Genomic DNA, 16,128 nt, shown 5'->3' with positions numbered 1-16,128 from the left:
AACACGGCGAAAACACTTTTTTCATTTGCACCATAATAAGCAAAATCAATTATTATGGATTTGAAAGAGATTTCATTTGAAAATCTACCCCAAGCGGTAGCATTTCTTATTAGAGAATTAGCGGAGATAAAGCTGTTGGTTAAAAAGGAGGACGTTGTCGTCGTTCCCAAAAAAGTTCCTATTGGTATTAATGAGGTGTCAGCATTGATTGGAAAAGCAAAACCAACTATTTACACCTTGGTCAGAAAAAGAAAAATACCCTGTTATAAAAATGGAAAGAAACTGTATTTTTTTGAAGATGAATTGTTAAGTTGGATTTCAAAAGGTAAGAAAAAGACTCTACAGGAGATTACTGAAGAGTGCGAGGCTGATTTTAAATCTAATCGAAGAAAAAATCATAATTAAGTTTTACTCATATGATGTCACAGGAAATTAAATCATTAAAGGGAAAGTTTGTTTGGCAAATGACGGGCGATGAGTTGATAAAATTGCTTAAATACGAAAATGTCTATTTATCTAATCGAACAAACAGAAGTGGAGCAATGCATAAAATAGGCAATGAAAAGTATGTGTATGGACTAAAAGGAATTGCCAATCTTTTAGGATGTAGTGTTTCATCAGCTACCAGATTGAAGAGAAGTGGTAAAATCAATAACGCAATTGTCCAGGATGGAAGGAAAATAATTGTAGACGTGCAAAAAGCTTTGAGCCTTCTTAATGATTCGTCCTCTATTGTTAAGAGTAATTTTGAATAATGTTGTAGGTAATGTTACATAGAGAAGTAAGTCCGAAAATTATCCGCAAAGAATTCAGTAACGATAGGGTTTTGGATAATATCCGTCTCGGAAATAGTTTTGTAGATGATTTTATATTTGATGAAAATAATCAAGCAGCAGATATCCCAATTAATGCATTGAGAGTCATTTTCAATATCATAAGTATTATCAGCAATGAGCAATTTAGACCAGAAGATCGCCCAAAACAACTTTCCTTATTCGATGAGGAATTTGAAACGGAAAATAATACGTTTGCCTTATTAAAAATAAAAAATAGCAAGATATCACCAAGTGGTTCATCAAAACAGGTTATCACCGCTTACGAATTCTTGACCAAATTCAAAATGGGCTGGTACAAATCTTTGAACAGCAAAGGCAAAGAAATTAAGACTTTTGCAGGTCTTATATCTACCCCAACTTATGATGAAAGAGGTTATACATCTTTTCTCATTAGCAGTTACTGGTTGAAAAAGCTTATTGTTATCCCTGAGTACAATTATATGCTTTATCACTTAGTGTATAATATCAAAAACAATAAGCATATTATTTTTGCGATTTGGCTTTCGAAAGTACCTCAAACTGGGACCGCTTTGAAACTTTCTACCTTTAATTCTAAATTTGATTTAAACTACAGAACGGCAAATGATTTTTGTTTTAAATTTTTAAAACCTGTCAAATTAAATCTTGATAAGTATAGTTCTCTGTCTTTTAATTTTAAATATAAAGCTGATACGATCTCTATCAAACCTTATTCTACTAAGTTATTACAACAGACAGACGTTGTTGTGGATAGGGAGCATTTGTATGTAACATATCGCATTAATTATTTCAAGAAAAGATATACTATTGGGGAGAAGGAAATGCAGCAGTTTTCTTTTCAATATCGCAACTTGATCCAAACGAGAAATCTTATCGAAAAATCTTACAGCTACTTCATTAAAACTAATAGAAGTAAGAAACGAAAGTCGGATGATATTAAAGGGAAACACTTTTTGACAGAGTTACAACAGATAATGATAGAGTTGTATAGAACTACTAGGATGGGCAAGTTATTGCCGGACGGTTATCCAGTGATATTGTAGATTAACACTAGCATTTATTTATTAAAGAGAAAAAATGAACTGTGAGCAAATTAAGCAACGAATCAGTATTCGGGACGTCTTAGAATCATACGGTCTGTTACCCGTAAAGGAGAATAGAAGAACGGCAACCTATTTTGCTTTGGATAGAGATGAAAAAACGCCTAGTCTTTCAGTAGATTTTGTTAAAAATACAGCATTTGATTTTGGAACGGGAAAAAGTTACGATGTGATTTCAATTGTTCAAGTAAAGAACAGGTGCAATGTTTCTGAAGCGTTAATTTATCTGCAAAGATTTGATGTTTTAAAACCTCTTGACAATAATATCGAAAGTAAAGACCTTTCATCTTACGATATATCTAAAATAATCGATATACAACATCCTGCATTATTACAATATCTGGAATCACGAAAAGTCGTCAATAGTAAAATTTTTGCCAAAGAAGCACATTACATTATTAACAAGAGAAAGTACTTTGGAATTGCTTTTCGAAACAATTCCGGAGGATATGAAATACGAAGCAAATATTCTAAAATTTGTTTAGGTCCAAAGGATGTAACCTTAATTAAATCGGAAGAATCGCAAAACACTGAAGTGGTTGTGTTCGAAGGTTTTTTTGACTATCTCTCCTATAAAGTCATAGAAAAGAATATTTCTTCCTCAGAGACAGATTATTTGATACTAAATTCTACTTCAATGCTTTTTCTTGCAAGGGATATTTTATGCAGCTATGAGAAACTATCACTCTTTCTTGATAATGATAGCGCAGGGAAGACTGCGATAGAAAATATTAGCCTTTTTCATAATAATATTGAAGATTGTTCCCAGTTCTACAAGGATTATGAAGACTTAAACAAATGGCTTTGTCGATGATTATTTTGAATAAACCGCTACTAAATTTAGTAGCGGTTTATTTAAAACTTTTATTTATTGTATTACCCATTCAGGTAATCCATTTACGCTTTTTAGTATGAATGTTCCATTTGTAGGTGGTGGAGGGATAACTTCAGTTGCAAATCCAAATGAACCGTCAGCCCTTGCAACCACTTTTTTTGTGTATGACGAATCTCCGTCTGCATCTGGCATTTGGGAGGGAGTGACACTTAATTTTCCATTGATATTTAACCATCTCTCAGAGAAGTCACCAGAGATTAAAGCAAACTTATAATCGGTATAGTTATTTGTAATACTATCCCAAAAATTATTAGCATTAGTTGTTACAGGAGTAGAATGGATCGCCAATTTATTACTGATACTTCTATTTCCGGCTGCTGGGCTACCAGCACCAACTCCAATAAATACATTATTGGAACCCGTTCTGTTTCCTGTTCCTGATAAATAGCCTATTGATATGTTATCATTCCCTGAAGTAATATACGACATCGCTCCGGCACCAATCCCGATGTTTCTGTTTCCCGAAATTACTCCGTTAGCAATTCCATTTAAGGCTGATACTCCAGCTCCGTAATTCAATTTACCAGTGATCTCGCCTTGAGACATCGCATAGGCGCTTGCTGAATTTCCCTTTCCTGACGTAATGTTTGAATCTGTAGCGTAAATAGAGTTGTAATCACCTGTAATTGTGCTTCTAGACTTTCCTAATATGTAATTTTCTTTTTGGTCAAAATCAAGTTCCAGGTTGTTTTTTACGATTAATTTAACCGAAGAAGTGTTACCTCGTAGTGCAACAATTTCTAATGGATCACTTTGCAGGACAGGAATCCATTGTTGACCATCAAAACAGTAAAGCCCTGACCTTTCAAGATTAATTACTTGACCAGTTAAGTTAGAAGCTGGTGTCGTCACAAAAACTAAAGCTCCTTTTTGTTCAAAAGAAAAGATTTTTGCAGCTAACAAGTCACCTGTGATTCGGGGTGGAATAATTCCATCATAATGATTGATGTCATTTGGCTTTCCAACTACTTCTAAGGTAGCTTTCGGACTCTGAGTATTAATACCGACCTGTGAAAATAAATGAGTGGTTACTAATAATAAAGCTAATTTTAGAAAATTGTTTTTCATTTTGTTTTTTGATTTTAATTCATTGTGGTTTTTAGAATCTTACTTTAAATATGGTTTTCTCCAATTAGAATACCCCTGAACTTCTCCATAGGTATATGACGAAGCCGATATTAAGTTCATTGAACTAAATGGTATTTGCAAAGAAAAATTTTCAAGTAAAGCGGGAAAATACTGGGTCGAATTTTCATTATGTAGCAAAACAATCTGATTAGGGATGTAGCCTATATCGCTAAATATGTCTCCAATATTTATAAAAACATTTTCACTAACCGATCCAGCTCCATAAGGTCTGTAGATTTGAAAACGAACATTTACAATACCTTGAATTTTCCTGAATGTAATAAACCCTTTTAGGTCACCATAATTTTTAGTTCCAACCGTGTAGTATTTTGTAGAGGTTTTATAATTGTTGATGTTACCCCATTGATCTCTTGGTTCTGACCACTTTGATTCGGCTGCTAAAGCTGAGGTACTTTCAGAGTCTAGTCTTAATGATATATAATATTCTATGGGATCGGTATCTTTTGAAAGTGATTGCCAATTGTTTCCGTCAAAGTAATATAAACCGGCTTCTAAAATATTGATGACTTGCCCAGCCAAAACCGTTGGAGGATTAGTAACGAATATCACTGTACCTTTTTTTGAAGAGGTATATGTTTTCTTAGATAATTGATTACCTGAGATTCGGGGAGGAAGAATACCGTCGTAATGACTTAAGTCGTCTCCTTTACCAACAACCTCAAAAGTTGTCTCCGGTGATGAAGTGTTGATTCCAACCTGTGAGTAAGTATATGCACTGAAAGCAATAAAAAGTAGTAGTAGAAATTTGTTTCTCATTAGAAATCAATTTTTGGAAATGTCTTTGCAAAATTCAGTAATAGTGGTTTATGATAGAAATAACCGCTGCTTTTATCATCACTTTGACTTTTTAAGAAGTTATAAAATGATTAGTGCTATTAAGAAGACTATTCAAAATGATTACTATGATTATTGAAAGACTATTTATGGCTTGTTGCGATTGTATTAATGGTAAGTCAGGACAATTTTGAAACTCTTTTCTTCTATTTCGGAAAAGCACTCATTCTATCTCGGAAAAGCGCTCATCACAAATTCGGAAAAGCACTCATCATTTTAGATTATAGACTTAAAATTTTGCGAGAATAGATAAGAATTCGGAAAAGCGCTCCTTTTTACTAAATAGTTACAAGGATTGTGAATAAGTTTTACTCTAAGCTCCTTTAACTTCGGAAAAGCACTCATCTGATTTAAGTAAGTATTTAGGAAAAGCACTTATTTGAAACTCGGAAAGGCACTGATGTCAATATCGGAAAAGCACTCATTGAGTAAATGGAGTAAAACACTTGTGAAAGCTTAGTACCTATAATTTATAAAAGTATTTATAAAAGTAAATAAAAGTTAATTTTTTATTTAAAAGGATTTTAGTAGGATGTTTTGCTTATAAGGAAAAAAAAAAGATAATTTTTCACATACTTTACATCTTATGTACTATCTGTTATAAACTATTGTAAACAGATACAGTCCTTTGATTTTTACAGTATTTGAGATAGTTAATAAACATTTTTTGAATTAGTCTAACTGTTGTTTTGTTTTTACTGTTGCAAATGTAGAACAGAAGCTTTCACTCAAAAAAATCTTTTTGGGTTTCTAAAAAAATCTTTTCGCCAGCTACAAGATTATTTTCAGACACTCCTAAATCCTCCGGACAAAAAAATTTCAAGCCCTAGTAACAATTTTCTTCTACTTCTTTGATGGGATAGGGTTTTGTGTACCATCTTCTTTTCTATAATCATAGGCAAAGAAAAACAGCGACCTCAGTTATACGAATCAATTCAAAAACGCTCATTGACATCTTCGGAATTATTATAAAAATCAAAAAATAAAGTCTTTTCCAATATGGAAAAATAAAAAAAAGAAAAACGAGTGTCCTCGATACCAAATCAATTCACTCGAAAAAAATTTACACAACAATAATAATTATTAACATTTAAATCAAAAATTATGAACATCGTAGGCAGAATTACAAAAAACGCAGAAGTTAACGCATTAGCAAACGACAAAAAAGTTGTAAACTTTTCAGTAGCTATCAATGATAGTTATAAAAACAAACAAGGAGAAAGAGTAGACCAAACTACATTCTACAACTGCTCATATTGGATTAGTTCAAATGTGGCAAAAATTCTTACTAAAGGTACTTTAGTTGAGTTGACTGGTAAACCGAGCGCAAGTGCTTGGATTGGCAAAGATGGAGAAATTCGTTCAGGATTGAATTTTCTTACTTCACTTATCAAAGTTCACGGTGGAGGATTTAAGTCAGATAGTGTAATTGACAATACCTCAAGTTCACAGCCACAGAACTCAAAAGCTTTACTTGAAGATAAAGATGATGATCTACCTTTTTAATTTTAAATTTTTAAATAATGAAAATATCCCTTACACCAACAGATTACCTTTTTATCAAATCAATTGATAACAGTGAATTCTCTGATTTTGCAATTATTCACACAACAGAACAATGGAAACAAATCTGTAAGGAACGGCTTGATGCAGTCGAGCCTTTTAAAACTGATGACTTTTTTAAATGGCTTAACTACAAAGATGAAGCAATTGATTTTTTTCGATTTTCAGATGATAGATTCCCCGAATTAAAAGAGTGGTTTTCTGAAAAGCAAATTTTTTTTGTCGAGACTGACGATGATGAAATAAGCGAACTAAAACCTTTGGATTTTATTTTGAGGAATTATCAAATGCAGGTTTTTAATGATGGCACTGCTATTTACAATGCTTTTGAAAAGCACTTGGGAGAAGAATATTGGACAATCAAGTTTTCATTGAAACAATTAACATACTAACACCAATTTAAATTATGGTACAGACCAATTTTTTTAGACAGATTGTTAAATTAAATCTAACAGGTGATTTACAGTTGACGCTCCGTGCAACAGAGGAAAGTGGCTTCGTATTATCCATATTGCTCATTAATGAGCAATGTGGAGACAAAGCAAGAAAATTAATTCCACCTCTTAATTTGAGAGGGACTGCCGAAGAATTAGATAATGGGTTTTTCGAAAAAGTAGCAAATCCTTTGCAAACTGTATCGGGATTAATGGTAGATATGGAGGGCTTTATGAAACAGGTTGAGGAAGCAAAGAAAAAATCGGCAATGGAAAAGGAAAAATCAGATAAGGAGAAGAAAGAGAAAGAGGGGAAAGACAAAAAATATAATGATGCCTTACAGAAAGCTGAGCAACTTGCATCAGAGGGAAAACATAAAGAAGCTTGGTCAACGCTTCCCAAAGTTTCTGAATTTCCACAGTATGTGGACGTCATAAGAAAAAAACAGGATGAATATGAGGCTCATTTCGCTCATAATTTGTTTACTGAACCACAACAAGCACAACAAATTTCTAATCCTTAACAATCTTAATTATGTTACTCGCAAAGCAATTAGATAGAGTTTTTATTTTGAAAGATAACGGACAGGAAATCCGTTTAACTGACCCCGAACCAAAATGGAGTGTGGAAGCAGTAATGAATTTTTATGCAAATACTTATCCGATCCTTACAACTGCTAAAGTCTCCGCACCTCAAATAAAAGACGATGCTGTTCAGTATCAGTTTGAAAGTGTTATGGGAACAAAAGGATAATGTTTCAACTTTTTTAATTTCAGTAAATATTTATGAATGCAAAAGAATGTAATATCAGGAAAAATACTACTCCCCGAAGAACAAAAGCAAAAACGGCTTCATCGACAGGTAGGAGAATTTATGAAGTGGATGAAGCAGGACAAGGACAGTTCGGAAATCCAAAGAGACAAAAGAAAATCCGTTCCGCTGAATCAAATTCCAATGCTTTTCTAAAAACAACTTTTTTACCAAAGCTGAAAGAAAATGAAATGGCAAATTCACTAAGTCAAAGAAAGAAAAACAAGATGGAGAGGGATTTTTTTAAATCCCTTTCCCAAATGTCTGAACATTATAATATTTCTCAATTTGTACATACTAATTTGGAATTTCCCTATAATTTGAGTTTATCCTTTTTCCATTCTCAAAAGCAAATAAAAAAGAAGATAAAAAATTGGCAGGACATCACTTTAAAGAAAAAGGGAAATGATATTTACTTTGTAAGTGAGGAAAGATGTAACACAGGAATGACCTTATTCTATATACCTGTCGTGCCTCTTTATAAAATGCTCCACAGTAGAAAAGACAGAAAAACGGCTCAACTATTATTATCGGTTTGTACCTACTTGTATCAAAGCGTAGATATTCCATATTACAGGCAGGAAAGTTCTTATCTGTTTTGGTTGTACGAAATGCTTGAGGATTGGCTTGACCAAGACGAGGAATTGGATGAAGATTCAATCTATAAAAAGCAGTTGAAGAAAGCTGAGGTCATTGGGGATTTTATGGAACAGAAGATTTCGAATGTTGAAAATCTTAATTTTTTTCAAAATCGTATTGAATCATTTAAGCCTTACGGAGATTTTGAAAAAGAATGCTTGGAGATTGCCCAAAAAGCTTTTGAACTATTTATCAATTTTCCAAACGAACGTATCTATAGAAATGTTTACCTAAACAACAATACCGAGCTGAAAGATTTTGATGAAGATAATTATGAAGATGATGAAACTGTTATTTCGATAGAAAAATATGTGTCATTTTTTGCTGACAGCAGGGGATGGGTGTATGATAACATCGTAGATACTGTAAACAATGAGTTCAATCAGTATGGAGATATTCAAGAACCAATTATCTATAAAATTTTCAATGGTAGTAATGTTTCGGGTGATAGTCTCGATTTTGAAAATTCTGTTTTTGAGATTATCAATCGGTTAGCGAAAGTGTTTGAGGATTATTCCAATCAATAAAAAGTTAGATATGAAGAATAGAAGTAATGAGCAAGATAGTGAGGTCTTGGATATAACAAATGACTTTGGAATGCTTTATCATCCAAAATGCGCATTGGTTTTTTACGAGAGTGATGAAAGAGTTTCAGAAACCTATGTCGAATATTTTGATATGGATGAAAATGGAAACCCATTAAATGCCCATCCATTAACAGTCAATGAAGCCAAAAATTTGGCAAAAAAACTAAATGTTCAGAATCGGAAAGAAAAAGAATTTCTAAAACCTAAAGGTGTACTATCTTCAAATATACTTTCTATCGACAATACCGAAAACGGAAAGGTGATATGGTTTACAGAAAGTGGGGAACGAGAACTTTATTTTGTCAAAGATTTAAATATTCCAAATGGAACAGCAAAAGTTCCTGCACTATTATGGTGTGCGGATAAACAGCATCTGAAAATCTATGCACTAGATGATGACCTACGTCCAAATGAAAACACTGAACTGTTTCACGCACCATTTTTTAATGTTAATAGTAGTGGAAGTGTATGTATGGGGACTGTCAACGCAAGAATTAAAAAATCTTCCTCTCTCGAAGAGTTTATTGAAACTTGGGAATACAATTTTTTCAATTCTTATTTCAGCCATTTAATGTTTAATCATAACCCAATTAATGGTAATTGTGTTAATCTTTGGAAAGAACTTATCAAAAATCAGAAGCCTTTTCCAAACGATGTGTTAATCAAGTCAAATCTCAAATTAAAAAATCTATTGTAATGGAATTTAAAAAAGATAATGTTTTCGATATAAATAGCAAACCTAAAGTACATTTTACATTCAACAATTTTATTCAGCCTACAAACCCAATAACTATAAACTTGATTGGAGCAGGAGGAACAGGTTCACAAATGCTTACTGTTTTGGGAAGAATTAATCACGCTTTAACTGAACTGGAACATCCGGGATTTTTTGTTCGTTTGTGGGATGATGATAAAGTTGAAGAACCGAATCTTGGCAGACAGCTTTTTGCGGAAAGTGAATTGGGGCTTTACAAGGCGACAGCTCTAATCAACAGAACAAACAGATTTTTTGGAACAAATTGGAAAGCGGAAAATCATAGATTTCGTAAAGATGAATTCGGTAAAATCTCTCACAGCCTGACTGCAAATATTTTTGTATCCTGTGTGGACAATGTACAAACAAGATTTGAAATTGCAGATGTTTTAAGAACTCTCGACACTACTTATCTGTATGGCAACACTGCTAAGTATTGGATGGATTTCGGAAACAGTAAATTTAGTGGACAGGTTTTGCTCTCGACGATAGGGGATATTAGACAGCCTGATTCTAAAAAATTTGAAACTGTATCAAAACTAAAATTTATAACAGACGAATTTGGAACACTACTAAAACAATCGGAAACGGAAGACGATACTCCAAGTTGTAGTTTGGCTGAAGCTCTGGAAAAACAAGACCTATTTATTAATTCTACTTTGGCTCAAATGGGAGGTTCTCTTTTGTGGAATCTATTCAGGAACGGAATGACCGAAAACAGAGGCTTTTTTCTAAATCTCAAAAACTTCAATTCTCAACCCATAAAAGTTGCCTGATGAAAATCAGGTGGCAAAAATGCAATTCCTCCCTTTGGTCGGAAACGCATTTTTGCGTGTATGGAGCAACCACATTTTAAAATATTTCCATCCTTTCTCATTCCATATATTTTAAAAAGAGGTTGCACTTCGATAATTTATATTTATTTCCTTTCCTTTAAACTATTGATTTTATCCATTAGTTCCTGATGATGGATTTTAGAATGGCACTCTGCACATACCGATAATAAATCCTCAAGCTTTTCATTGAATATATTTGCATAGGTTAAATGATGAACGTGGAATGCTGGTGCGGATTTACATTCCTGACAAAGATTTTCATCTCTTTCAAAGACCAATTGTCTTTTAGCTTTCCATTCAGGCGAATCCAAATATTTGTGATACTTGCCCTGCGGTGATGTTAGATAGTTGGAATATGAAACAGATTCGTACGCCAAGTTTTTATCTCTATTGACATTTGTACGCCATTCCTCAAAATATTCCAAATCAAATTCTCCTCGTATTTCGATATCAGCAGTATATTTCAAAGGAAAATTTCTTTTAGCTCCACCACATTTTCTGCATTGATGATACAATCTGAAGTTCGGAAAAAATTTATTATCATTTACTACAATCAGGTCAGGATTCTGACAGCAGTCATCAAACTTTTTTATTATCTGAAATTCACAGTTGTTACAAATATAAATATCGTGAAAATCTGTCTCATAATAAAGCTTTAAAGAACTTTCGTTACATCTTTTGCATTCCATCTCAAACATTTTACGGCCTTTTACTTATTCGCATCAATATAGCTAATCTTGCATCTTAGGCTGCTTTCAAATATACAAATTTTCGATGTTAGATGACATTGAACGGTTGTCGCTGATGACATTATTTTTCTCTTCTGTTTGTTGTTTTTCAATTGCAAAAGTAGAAATCCTATTTCTGCTCTAAAAAAATCTTTTAGGGCATCTATAAAATTTCCTTTAGTCCCTAAAATAAATTTTACAAACACTCCTAAATCCGTCGGACAAAAAGATTTCGCAGCCTGCATTCCATATGTCATTTCGGTTTTGGCTGAAATGGAATTTCTCTGAAGGAAAGCAAAGAAAAACGCTCAAAGTAGTCAGAAAAATTAAATCTGACTTAGCTCAAAATTAATTAATGAATAATAATCTAAAATTTTACAACTATGAAAAATCCAACTATTTCAGCTAATGATTTTTACAATCAATTTTATTGCACAGAACATTATTACTCCTACCTTCTTGGACTTCTACTGACAGATGGCGTTAAGACGGTAGCTGATGAGGAAAAATGTTATTGGTTTATTGATATTATCGTCTCTTATCAATTCTATGAGAAATTTAGAAAAGAAGACTTTCAAGTTTGGAAAATCGAAAGATTAGATGGAAATAGATTTCAGGTCTCCGCCACAGATGGAAATGAGAATGAATTGTTAAAAAGAGAAATTCCCTTCTCTGATTTTTTCTTTCAGGAATTTACCATTTGGAAAGAAGGTGATGTATTACTACTTCCAAGCGAACATTAAATTTTTAACCTCACGATGTATAGGTAATCGTATTTATTTAAAAAAGTATAACAAATACTTGAAACATCAGTTGAATCTAACCAAACTTTCAACATAAATTATTTTCGTTTCGCCATCATTTAACGTATCGTTTCAGCATAATTTTGTAAAAGTTTCAATCGGCTATTTGATAGTTTCCTTCACTACTATTTTTTTGAATTTATCATTGTTTCACGGTTAGTCTGGATTTTTCTTTCTTTTTATCGAGCAAATTCTTTTTCTATTTGCAAAATTAGAAACACTACTTCATCAAAAAAAATCTTTTTGGGTTTCTAAAAAACCACTTTCATTCTTCTTTTGATTTTTCAGACACTCCATAATCCTGCGGACAAAAAGATTTCAAAGCCTACATTCTTAAAGTCATTTCGGTTTTAGTCGAATTAGTATTTCTCTGGTCATTGAGCAAAGAAAAATAAAATGTCGCTCAATAAAAATGAGAAATCTATCACCCCTAAAATTCAAATTATGAAATCAAGAAAAACACTTACAGATTTTTTTAAAAATTGCTCAAACCCTGAACTTTTTAGGAAAGTTTGGAACCAAGGAGGACTTTCATTTGAAAAAGTAAAGCAATATCCCAATGATTATTATGCTGCCAATACCGGAGCTGTTCCTGGAATGATATATTATTCTGAAACCTGCAGATTTGCAAAAAGTAATATTTGGTTGATAATTGAACAGCTTTCAACATTTGAAGAAGAAATCGGACAACCTTTAGATAAACCATCCGATACGATGCAACTTCAAAATTGGTATACTTGGTTCGCTTGGGAAAATATGATGAGTGAATTAATAAACTACTTAGAAGAGTAGTGAGATACTAAAAAGATTAAAATTTAAAAGGCTGCCATAAGGCAGCCTTAATTATTATCGTCAAGAATTTTTATTAAATATTTTCTTCAAGTTCCTTTTAATAGGTGACTTAAAGACATTCCAGCCAACGACGATAACAAATAGAGTTATTGATATTTTTCTTGCATTATTATTGTCTGTGGTCGTACCGATGAACGAAAACAGAAATATGTAAAACGCTAAAGCTCCGTACACCACAAATTTTATAATTCTTTTCATATTAAAATCGATTAATAAGAATATGTAAATATAACAAATATTTTAAATAATAGGCAAGATATTTTTAATAGGTTTAATAGGTAAAAAATAGTATTTTTGTTTAATTCTGATAATAATGAAATGGAAGAAAAAACAAATCACAATCTATTTACGGATATTGCAAGAAGAAATTTTTTGATAAAACAGTTCTTTAAGGCGAATGAAATCTCAATTGATTTATTGGGTGATATCAATAACCCACTGATTGTTACTGCAGACAATATTGTTTTGAGCTGTTACGTAAGTAATTTCAACCTTGTATTTAAAGATGATTCTTTTGATGGTAAAGATTGCTTTACAGTAAAGCTGAAAAATGATCCTTCACTTCTAAAGGATAAACTTAGTGCTTGGATAAATAACGCAACTCACCGGAAAGTTTACATCTTTACTTCAGACGAAGGACTATACTATTCTAAATTTATAAGAATCTATAATGGCAAGCTACCCTTGTTCAGCCCTTCTAAAGAACTGGCGTATTACGTTTTTCAACGGCAAAAAGCTGTTGAAATGGTTCAGAAATTAAAGAAAGACGAGATTAAATTGTCTATCGTGCTTTAAAAATTTTGTAAAACCGTAAGAATTTTGAATTTTAGTTTACGGTTTTAGTTTTACATTTGTAATAATTTGTTGTCGTTCAATACGGCAAGTTGGCTAATAAATAGGCATTCTATGTGCGCAAAAAAAGCAACCAAAAACTTCTTGGTGAAAACCGATAAGTTTTTAGTAGATAATTTTAAAATTTGCAGTTTCACTTATTATAAGGATAATGATTTATTATCCCTGTTTTCTTATAGGCATTATTTAGGTCTCGTTCTACTCAATGTTCAAAAGAACTTTCAAATGAAATATGGTGAAGTTCTCAAACCCAACGAGCAATATTTAGTCTTCTACAAAAAAAGGGGGACTAAAATTGGACAAACAAAAGAGGAAAGAGTTCTGGAAAGTATTAATTTTCTCCTTCCTATAAAATATTCAGACCTTTATTATGAATTGATGCATACTTATTACATCAATGAAAAATCAGATTCTTCCAGCTATTCCATTTCAGCTTTTTTTGAATTTCTTGTTTCTTTCGTAAGCGCAAATACTTTAGATTATTTTATTGTAGAGTTATAGATTTATATACTTAAATCAATATATAAGTATATAAATGTATAGTTATACAATGTGATTAATGTATAAGAGTATAACTATAAGTTTATTTAATTATTGAAAGATGTAATTAATCCTTTATATAATTACTCCATTGTAGTTTTATGTAAGTGATGAAAGATGTAATTCTACAATGATTCAAATAGTATGTGTCATATTTCTTATTACTTACTAAATATGATTTTAAATAGGAGTGTTTTTTTTGTGGTGCAAGATGTCCTTTTGGACGTCCATTTTTTTAAATGAACTAACAAAAGTGTATCCTGCCTTTTTTCAAAAGGATTTTTTATAACTCGGAACTCGTTAAAATTTGGTAGGGACTCATTCGTAATTATAATTAGAAAAGGTCTTCAGAACAATTTCAATCATTTTCAAATTTGAAGTATATTAGATTAAAAATAATAATTACTGAAAATGATAAATACATACATTAAAGAGGATTGGGCTATAGATGCTAAAAAAGCGTTGAATTTTTTTGTGTCGAGAATGGGAGATGATAGATGGTCAAAAAGACGAGAGAAGGTTGTATCTTATTTTCGTGAAGTTGAAGCAATTCAATTTGGTTTTAAGGAAGCAGGAAGTAAAGAAAAGGTTGTGATGCCAATAGCTGTTTATGATGACTGGATTGCATGGTATATGTATCTGGTAGAAAGTATTTTTGATCGACCATTGTCTGGTGATGCTCTCCAATCAGCTCGCATATTTCCGTTTTTCTCGATGATAGGGAAAAATCTTTCAGTGCTTCTTGAGATCGATGGAATAGAGAAAAAAATTGAGGAACTATTGAACGAAAGGAAAAATCAACCTGATGCAATCTTATTTGAATTGGCAGTCGCAAATTTATATTGCAAAAATGGGTGGAAAGTAAGCTTTATACCTGAAAGCATTTTTTATAAATCTCCAGATTTACAAATTAGAAAAGATGGACAGCAATACTGGGTTGAATGTAAAAGAATGCAGAAAGTTCCAGATTATTCCGAAAGTGAAAGATCAGAATGGCAAAACAGATCTTTACGGTTGACTAATATATTGCAGGAATACAAATTATCATACTCTGTTGATATAATATTTAAAGTTCCAGTTTCACAAACAGGAGACAATATTTTAGTTGATTGTTTTAACGAGTATCTTAAAGTTTATGGAGGTGGTAATAGAGCTGAAATAAAGACCAATGATGTTGAAATTACCTTTCGTCCACTGGATGTGATTGCTATTAACAAGGAGTTAAAAGAAAAAGATGTAAGAAGTAATTCTCCGGAATTAATTGAGGTTTGCGTGGGAAAGTATGAAAGTGGAGGTAACTATGTGTCTGCTTTCAACCATGATGAACTTTATAAATTAGGTTTGGATAAAAATTTTGATATTCTTAATGTTTATATTGACAAGGTAGTAAGTATAAGTATTCTTAAATGGACTAGTGTTTCTGATCATTCTATTAATATGAAAGCGAAGGATGTTAAAAGACTTCTTGTTAAGGCGGTTGATCAAATACCGCTAGATGGCCCAGGAATTATTCATATTGGCTATGAAAATTTGGATGGCCCTTATGTAGAAAGAAAGAGATTTTTGAAAGCACAGGAAACAATACAAGGATTTGATTATAAAGAAAAAGATATCCGAGCAATCCATTGTAACAGCATTCAGTTGCTTGCTTCGAGTAATAATTTTGATTGGGCTGAAACTACTTGTTTTTACAAGCAGATTCATCATCCTGTTTTGGAGCATGATTTGCTTTTAGCCGAATCAGTCAGCGGTTTTAATAGACCGCACTGGGAAGATGATATTGAAAATTTGGAGAGAAGTAAGTAATTATTAAATGCATTTAATTTTTATTATGTAGATGCCATTGATAAATAGAATTGGCTGAATAGAGCCATTATATTGCCTTTTAAAAAAGGTGCGTATGATATTTTATAAATTTGTGAAGACTCTCATGTTT

19 protein-coding genes are annotated in these 16,128 nt (G+C 32.2%); 16 read left to right on the top strand and 3 right to left on the bottom strand.

All coding sequences use genetic code 11. The features are described from left to right. Positions 1–54 precede the first annotated feature (54 nt). From BBI01_RS19165 to BBI01_RS19150, 4 genes are read left to right on the top strand one after another with little or no spacing between them, the layout of a single operon-like run. Positions 55–405, top strand: a complete 351-nt coding sequence (locus tag BBI01_RS19165; RefSeq protein ID WP_065396244.1) for a helix-turn-helix domain-containing protein — start codon at positions 55–57, stop codon at positions 403–405. A gap of 11 nt (positions 406–416) precedes the next feature. Beyond that, a complete protein-coding gene (locus BBI01_RS19160; protein WP_228394040.1) occupies positions 417–755 on the top strand; it encodes a DUF3853 family protein in 339 nt (112 codons plus the stop codon). Between the two features lie 11 nt (positions 756–766). Further along, positions 767–1,858 carry a hypothetical protein gene (locus BBI01_RS19155; protein WP_065396243.1) on the top strand — a complete coding sequence of 364 codons (1,092 nt, stop codon included), beginning with the start codon at positions 767–769 and terminating at the stop codon, positions 1,856–1,858. A gap of 34 nt (positions 1,859–1,892) precedes the next feature. After that, entirely contained in the window at positions 1,893–2,729 is an 837-nt protein-coding gene (locus tag BBI01_RS19150) for a DUF8464 domain-containing protein (protein WP_065396242.1), read from the top strand. Between the two features lie 54 nt (positions 2,730–2,783). Here the strand turns inward: BBI01_RS19150 and BBI01_RS19145 are convergent, their stop codons facing one another. Both BBI01_RS19145 and BBI01_RS19140 read right to left on the bottom strand, forming a co-directional pair. Further along, a complete protein-coding gene (locus BBI01_RS19145; RefSeq protein ID WP_065396241.1) occupies positions 2,784–3,878 on the bottom strand; it encodes a phage tail-like protein in 1,095 nt (364 codons plus the stop codon). Positions 3,879–3,917: 39 nt separating this feature from the next. Further along, positions 3,918–4,715, bottom strand: coding sequence for a phage tail-like protein (locus tag BBI01_RS19140; protein WP_065396240.1), 798 nt, complete (start codon positions 4,713–4,715; stop codon positions 3,918–3,920). A gap of 1,182 nt (positions 4,716–5,897) precedes the next feature. Here BBI01_RS19140 and BBI01_RS19135 point away from each other — a divergent pair. The 7 genes from BBI01_RS19135 to BBI01_RS19105 are packed head-to-tail and all read left to right on the top strand — an operon-like array spanning position 5,898 to position 10,357. Further along, entirely contained in the window at positions 5,898–6,299 is a 402-nt protein-coding gene (locus tag BBI01_RS19135; protein WP_065396239.1) for a single-stranded DNA-binding protein, read from the top strand. Between the two features lie 17 nt (positions 6,300–6,316). Further along, on the top strand, positions 6,317–6,748 hold the full coding sequence (locus BBI01_RS19130) for a hypothetical protein (protein ID WP_065396238.1): 432 nt from the start codon (positions 6,317–6,319) through the stop codon (positions 6,746–6,748). 14 nt (positions 6,749–6,762) lie between these two features. Beyond that, positions 6,763–7,314 carry a PRTRC system protein E gene (locus tag BBI01_RS19125; RefSeq protein ID WP_065396237.1) on the top strand — a complete coding sequence of 184 codons (552 nt, stop codon included), beginning with the start codon at positions 6,763–6,765 and terminating at the stop codon, positions 7,312–7,314. 11 nt (positions 7,315–7,325) lie between these two features. Then, complete coding sequence (locus BBI01_RS19120; RefSeq protein ID WP_065396236.1) at positions 7,326–7,544, top strand: PRTRC system protein C; 219 nt, start codon at positions 7,326–7,328, stop codon at positions 7,542–7,544. Between the two features lie 32 nt (positions 7,545–7,576). Further along, a complete protein-coding gene (locus BBI01_RS19115; protein ID WP_065396235.1) occupies positions 7,577–8,767 on the top strand; it encodes a hypothetical protein in 1,191 nt (396 codons plus the stop codon). Between the two features lie 10 nt (positions 8,768–8,777). Further along, on the top strand, positions 8,778–9,524 hold the full coding sequence (locus BBI01_RS19110) for a PRTRC system protein B (RefSeq protein ID WP_065396284.1): 747 nt from the start codon (positions 8,778–8,780) through the stop codon (positions 9,522–9,524). Then, entirely contained in the window at positions 9,524–10,357 is an 834-nt protein-coding gene (locus BBI01_RS19105) for a PRTRC system ThiF family protein (protein ID WP_185114365.1), read from the top strand. Before BBI01_RS19110 ends, BBI01_RS19105 begins: the two co-directional genes overlap by 1 nt. Before the next feature lie 143 nt (positions 10,358–10,500). Here the strand turns inward: BBI01_RS19105 and BBI01_RS22405 are convergent, their stop codons facing one another. Beyond that, a complete protein-coding gene (locus BBI01_RS22405; RefSeq protein WP_123862181.1) occupies positions 10,501–11,106 on the bottom strand; it encodes an HNH endonuclease in 606 nt (201 codons plus the stop codon). A gap of 422 nt (positions 11,107–11,528) precedes the next feature. On the opposite strand from BBI01_RS22405, the gene BBI01_RS19090 reads away from it, so the two are divergent. The 5 genes from BBI01_RS19090 (at position 11,529) to BBI01_RS19065 (ending at position 15,998) form a co-directional block, all read left to right on the top strand. Continuing rightward, complete coding sequence (locus BBI01_RS19090) at positions 11,529–11,888, top strand: DUF6876 family protein (RefSeq protein ID WP_065396233.1); 360 nt, start codon at positions 11,529–11,531, stop codon at positions 11,886–11,888. A gap of 504 nt (positions 11,889–12,392) precedes the next feature. Further along, entirely contained in the window at positions 12,393–12,740 is a 348-nt protein-coding gene (locus tag BBI01_RS19085) for a DUF7222 domain-containing protein (protein WP_123862180.1), read from the top strand. Between the two features lie 378 nt (positions 12,741–13,118). Next, positions 13,119–13,595 carry a hypothetical protein gene (locus tag BBI01_RS19075; RefSeq protein WP_065396230.1) on the top strand — a complete coding sequence of 159 codons (477 nt, stop codon included), beginning with the start codon at positions 13,119–13,121 and terminating at the stop codon, positions 13,593–13,595. A 111-nt stretch (positions 13,596–13,706) separates the two neighbouring features. Next, positions 13,707–14,153 carry a hypothetical protein gene (locus BBI01_RS19070; RefSeq protein WP_065396229.1) on the top strand — a complete coding sequence of 149 codons (447 nt, stop codon included), beginning with the start codon at positions 13,707–13,709 and terminating at the stop codon, positions 14,151–14,153. 450 nt (positions 14,154–14,603) lie between these two features. Continuing rightward, positions 14,604–15,998, top strand: coding sequence for a hypothetical protein (locus BBI01_RS19065; RefSeq protein ID WP_083190159.1), 1,395 nt, complete (start codon positions 14,604–14,606; stop codon positions 15,996–15,998). The last annotated feature ends 130 nt before the right edge of the window (positions 15,999–16,128 follow it).

It is taken from the genome of Chryseobacterium artocarpi (genome assembly GCF_001684975.1).
GTDB classification, from domain to species: Bacteria; Bacteroidota; Bacteroidia; order Flavobacteriales; family Weeksellaceae; genus Chryseobacterium; species Chryseobacterium artocarpi.
The sequence above is the reverse complement of the archived record's forward strand: the minus strand, read 5'-3'. Positions and strand labels throughout refer to the sequence as shown.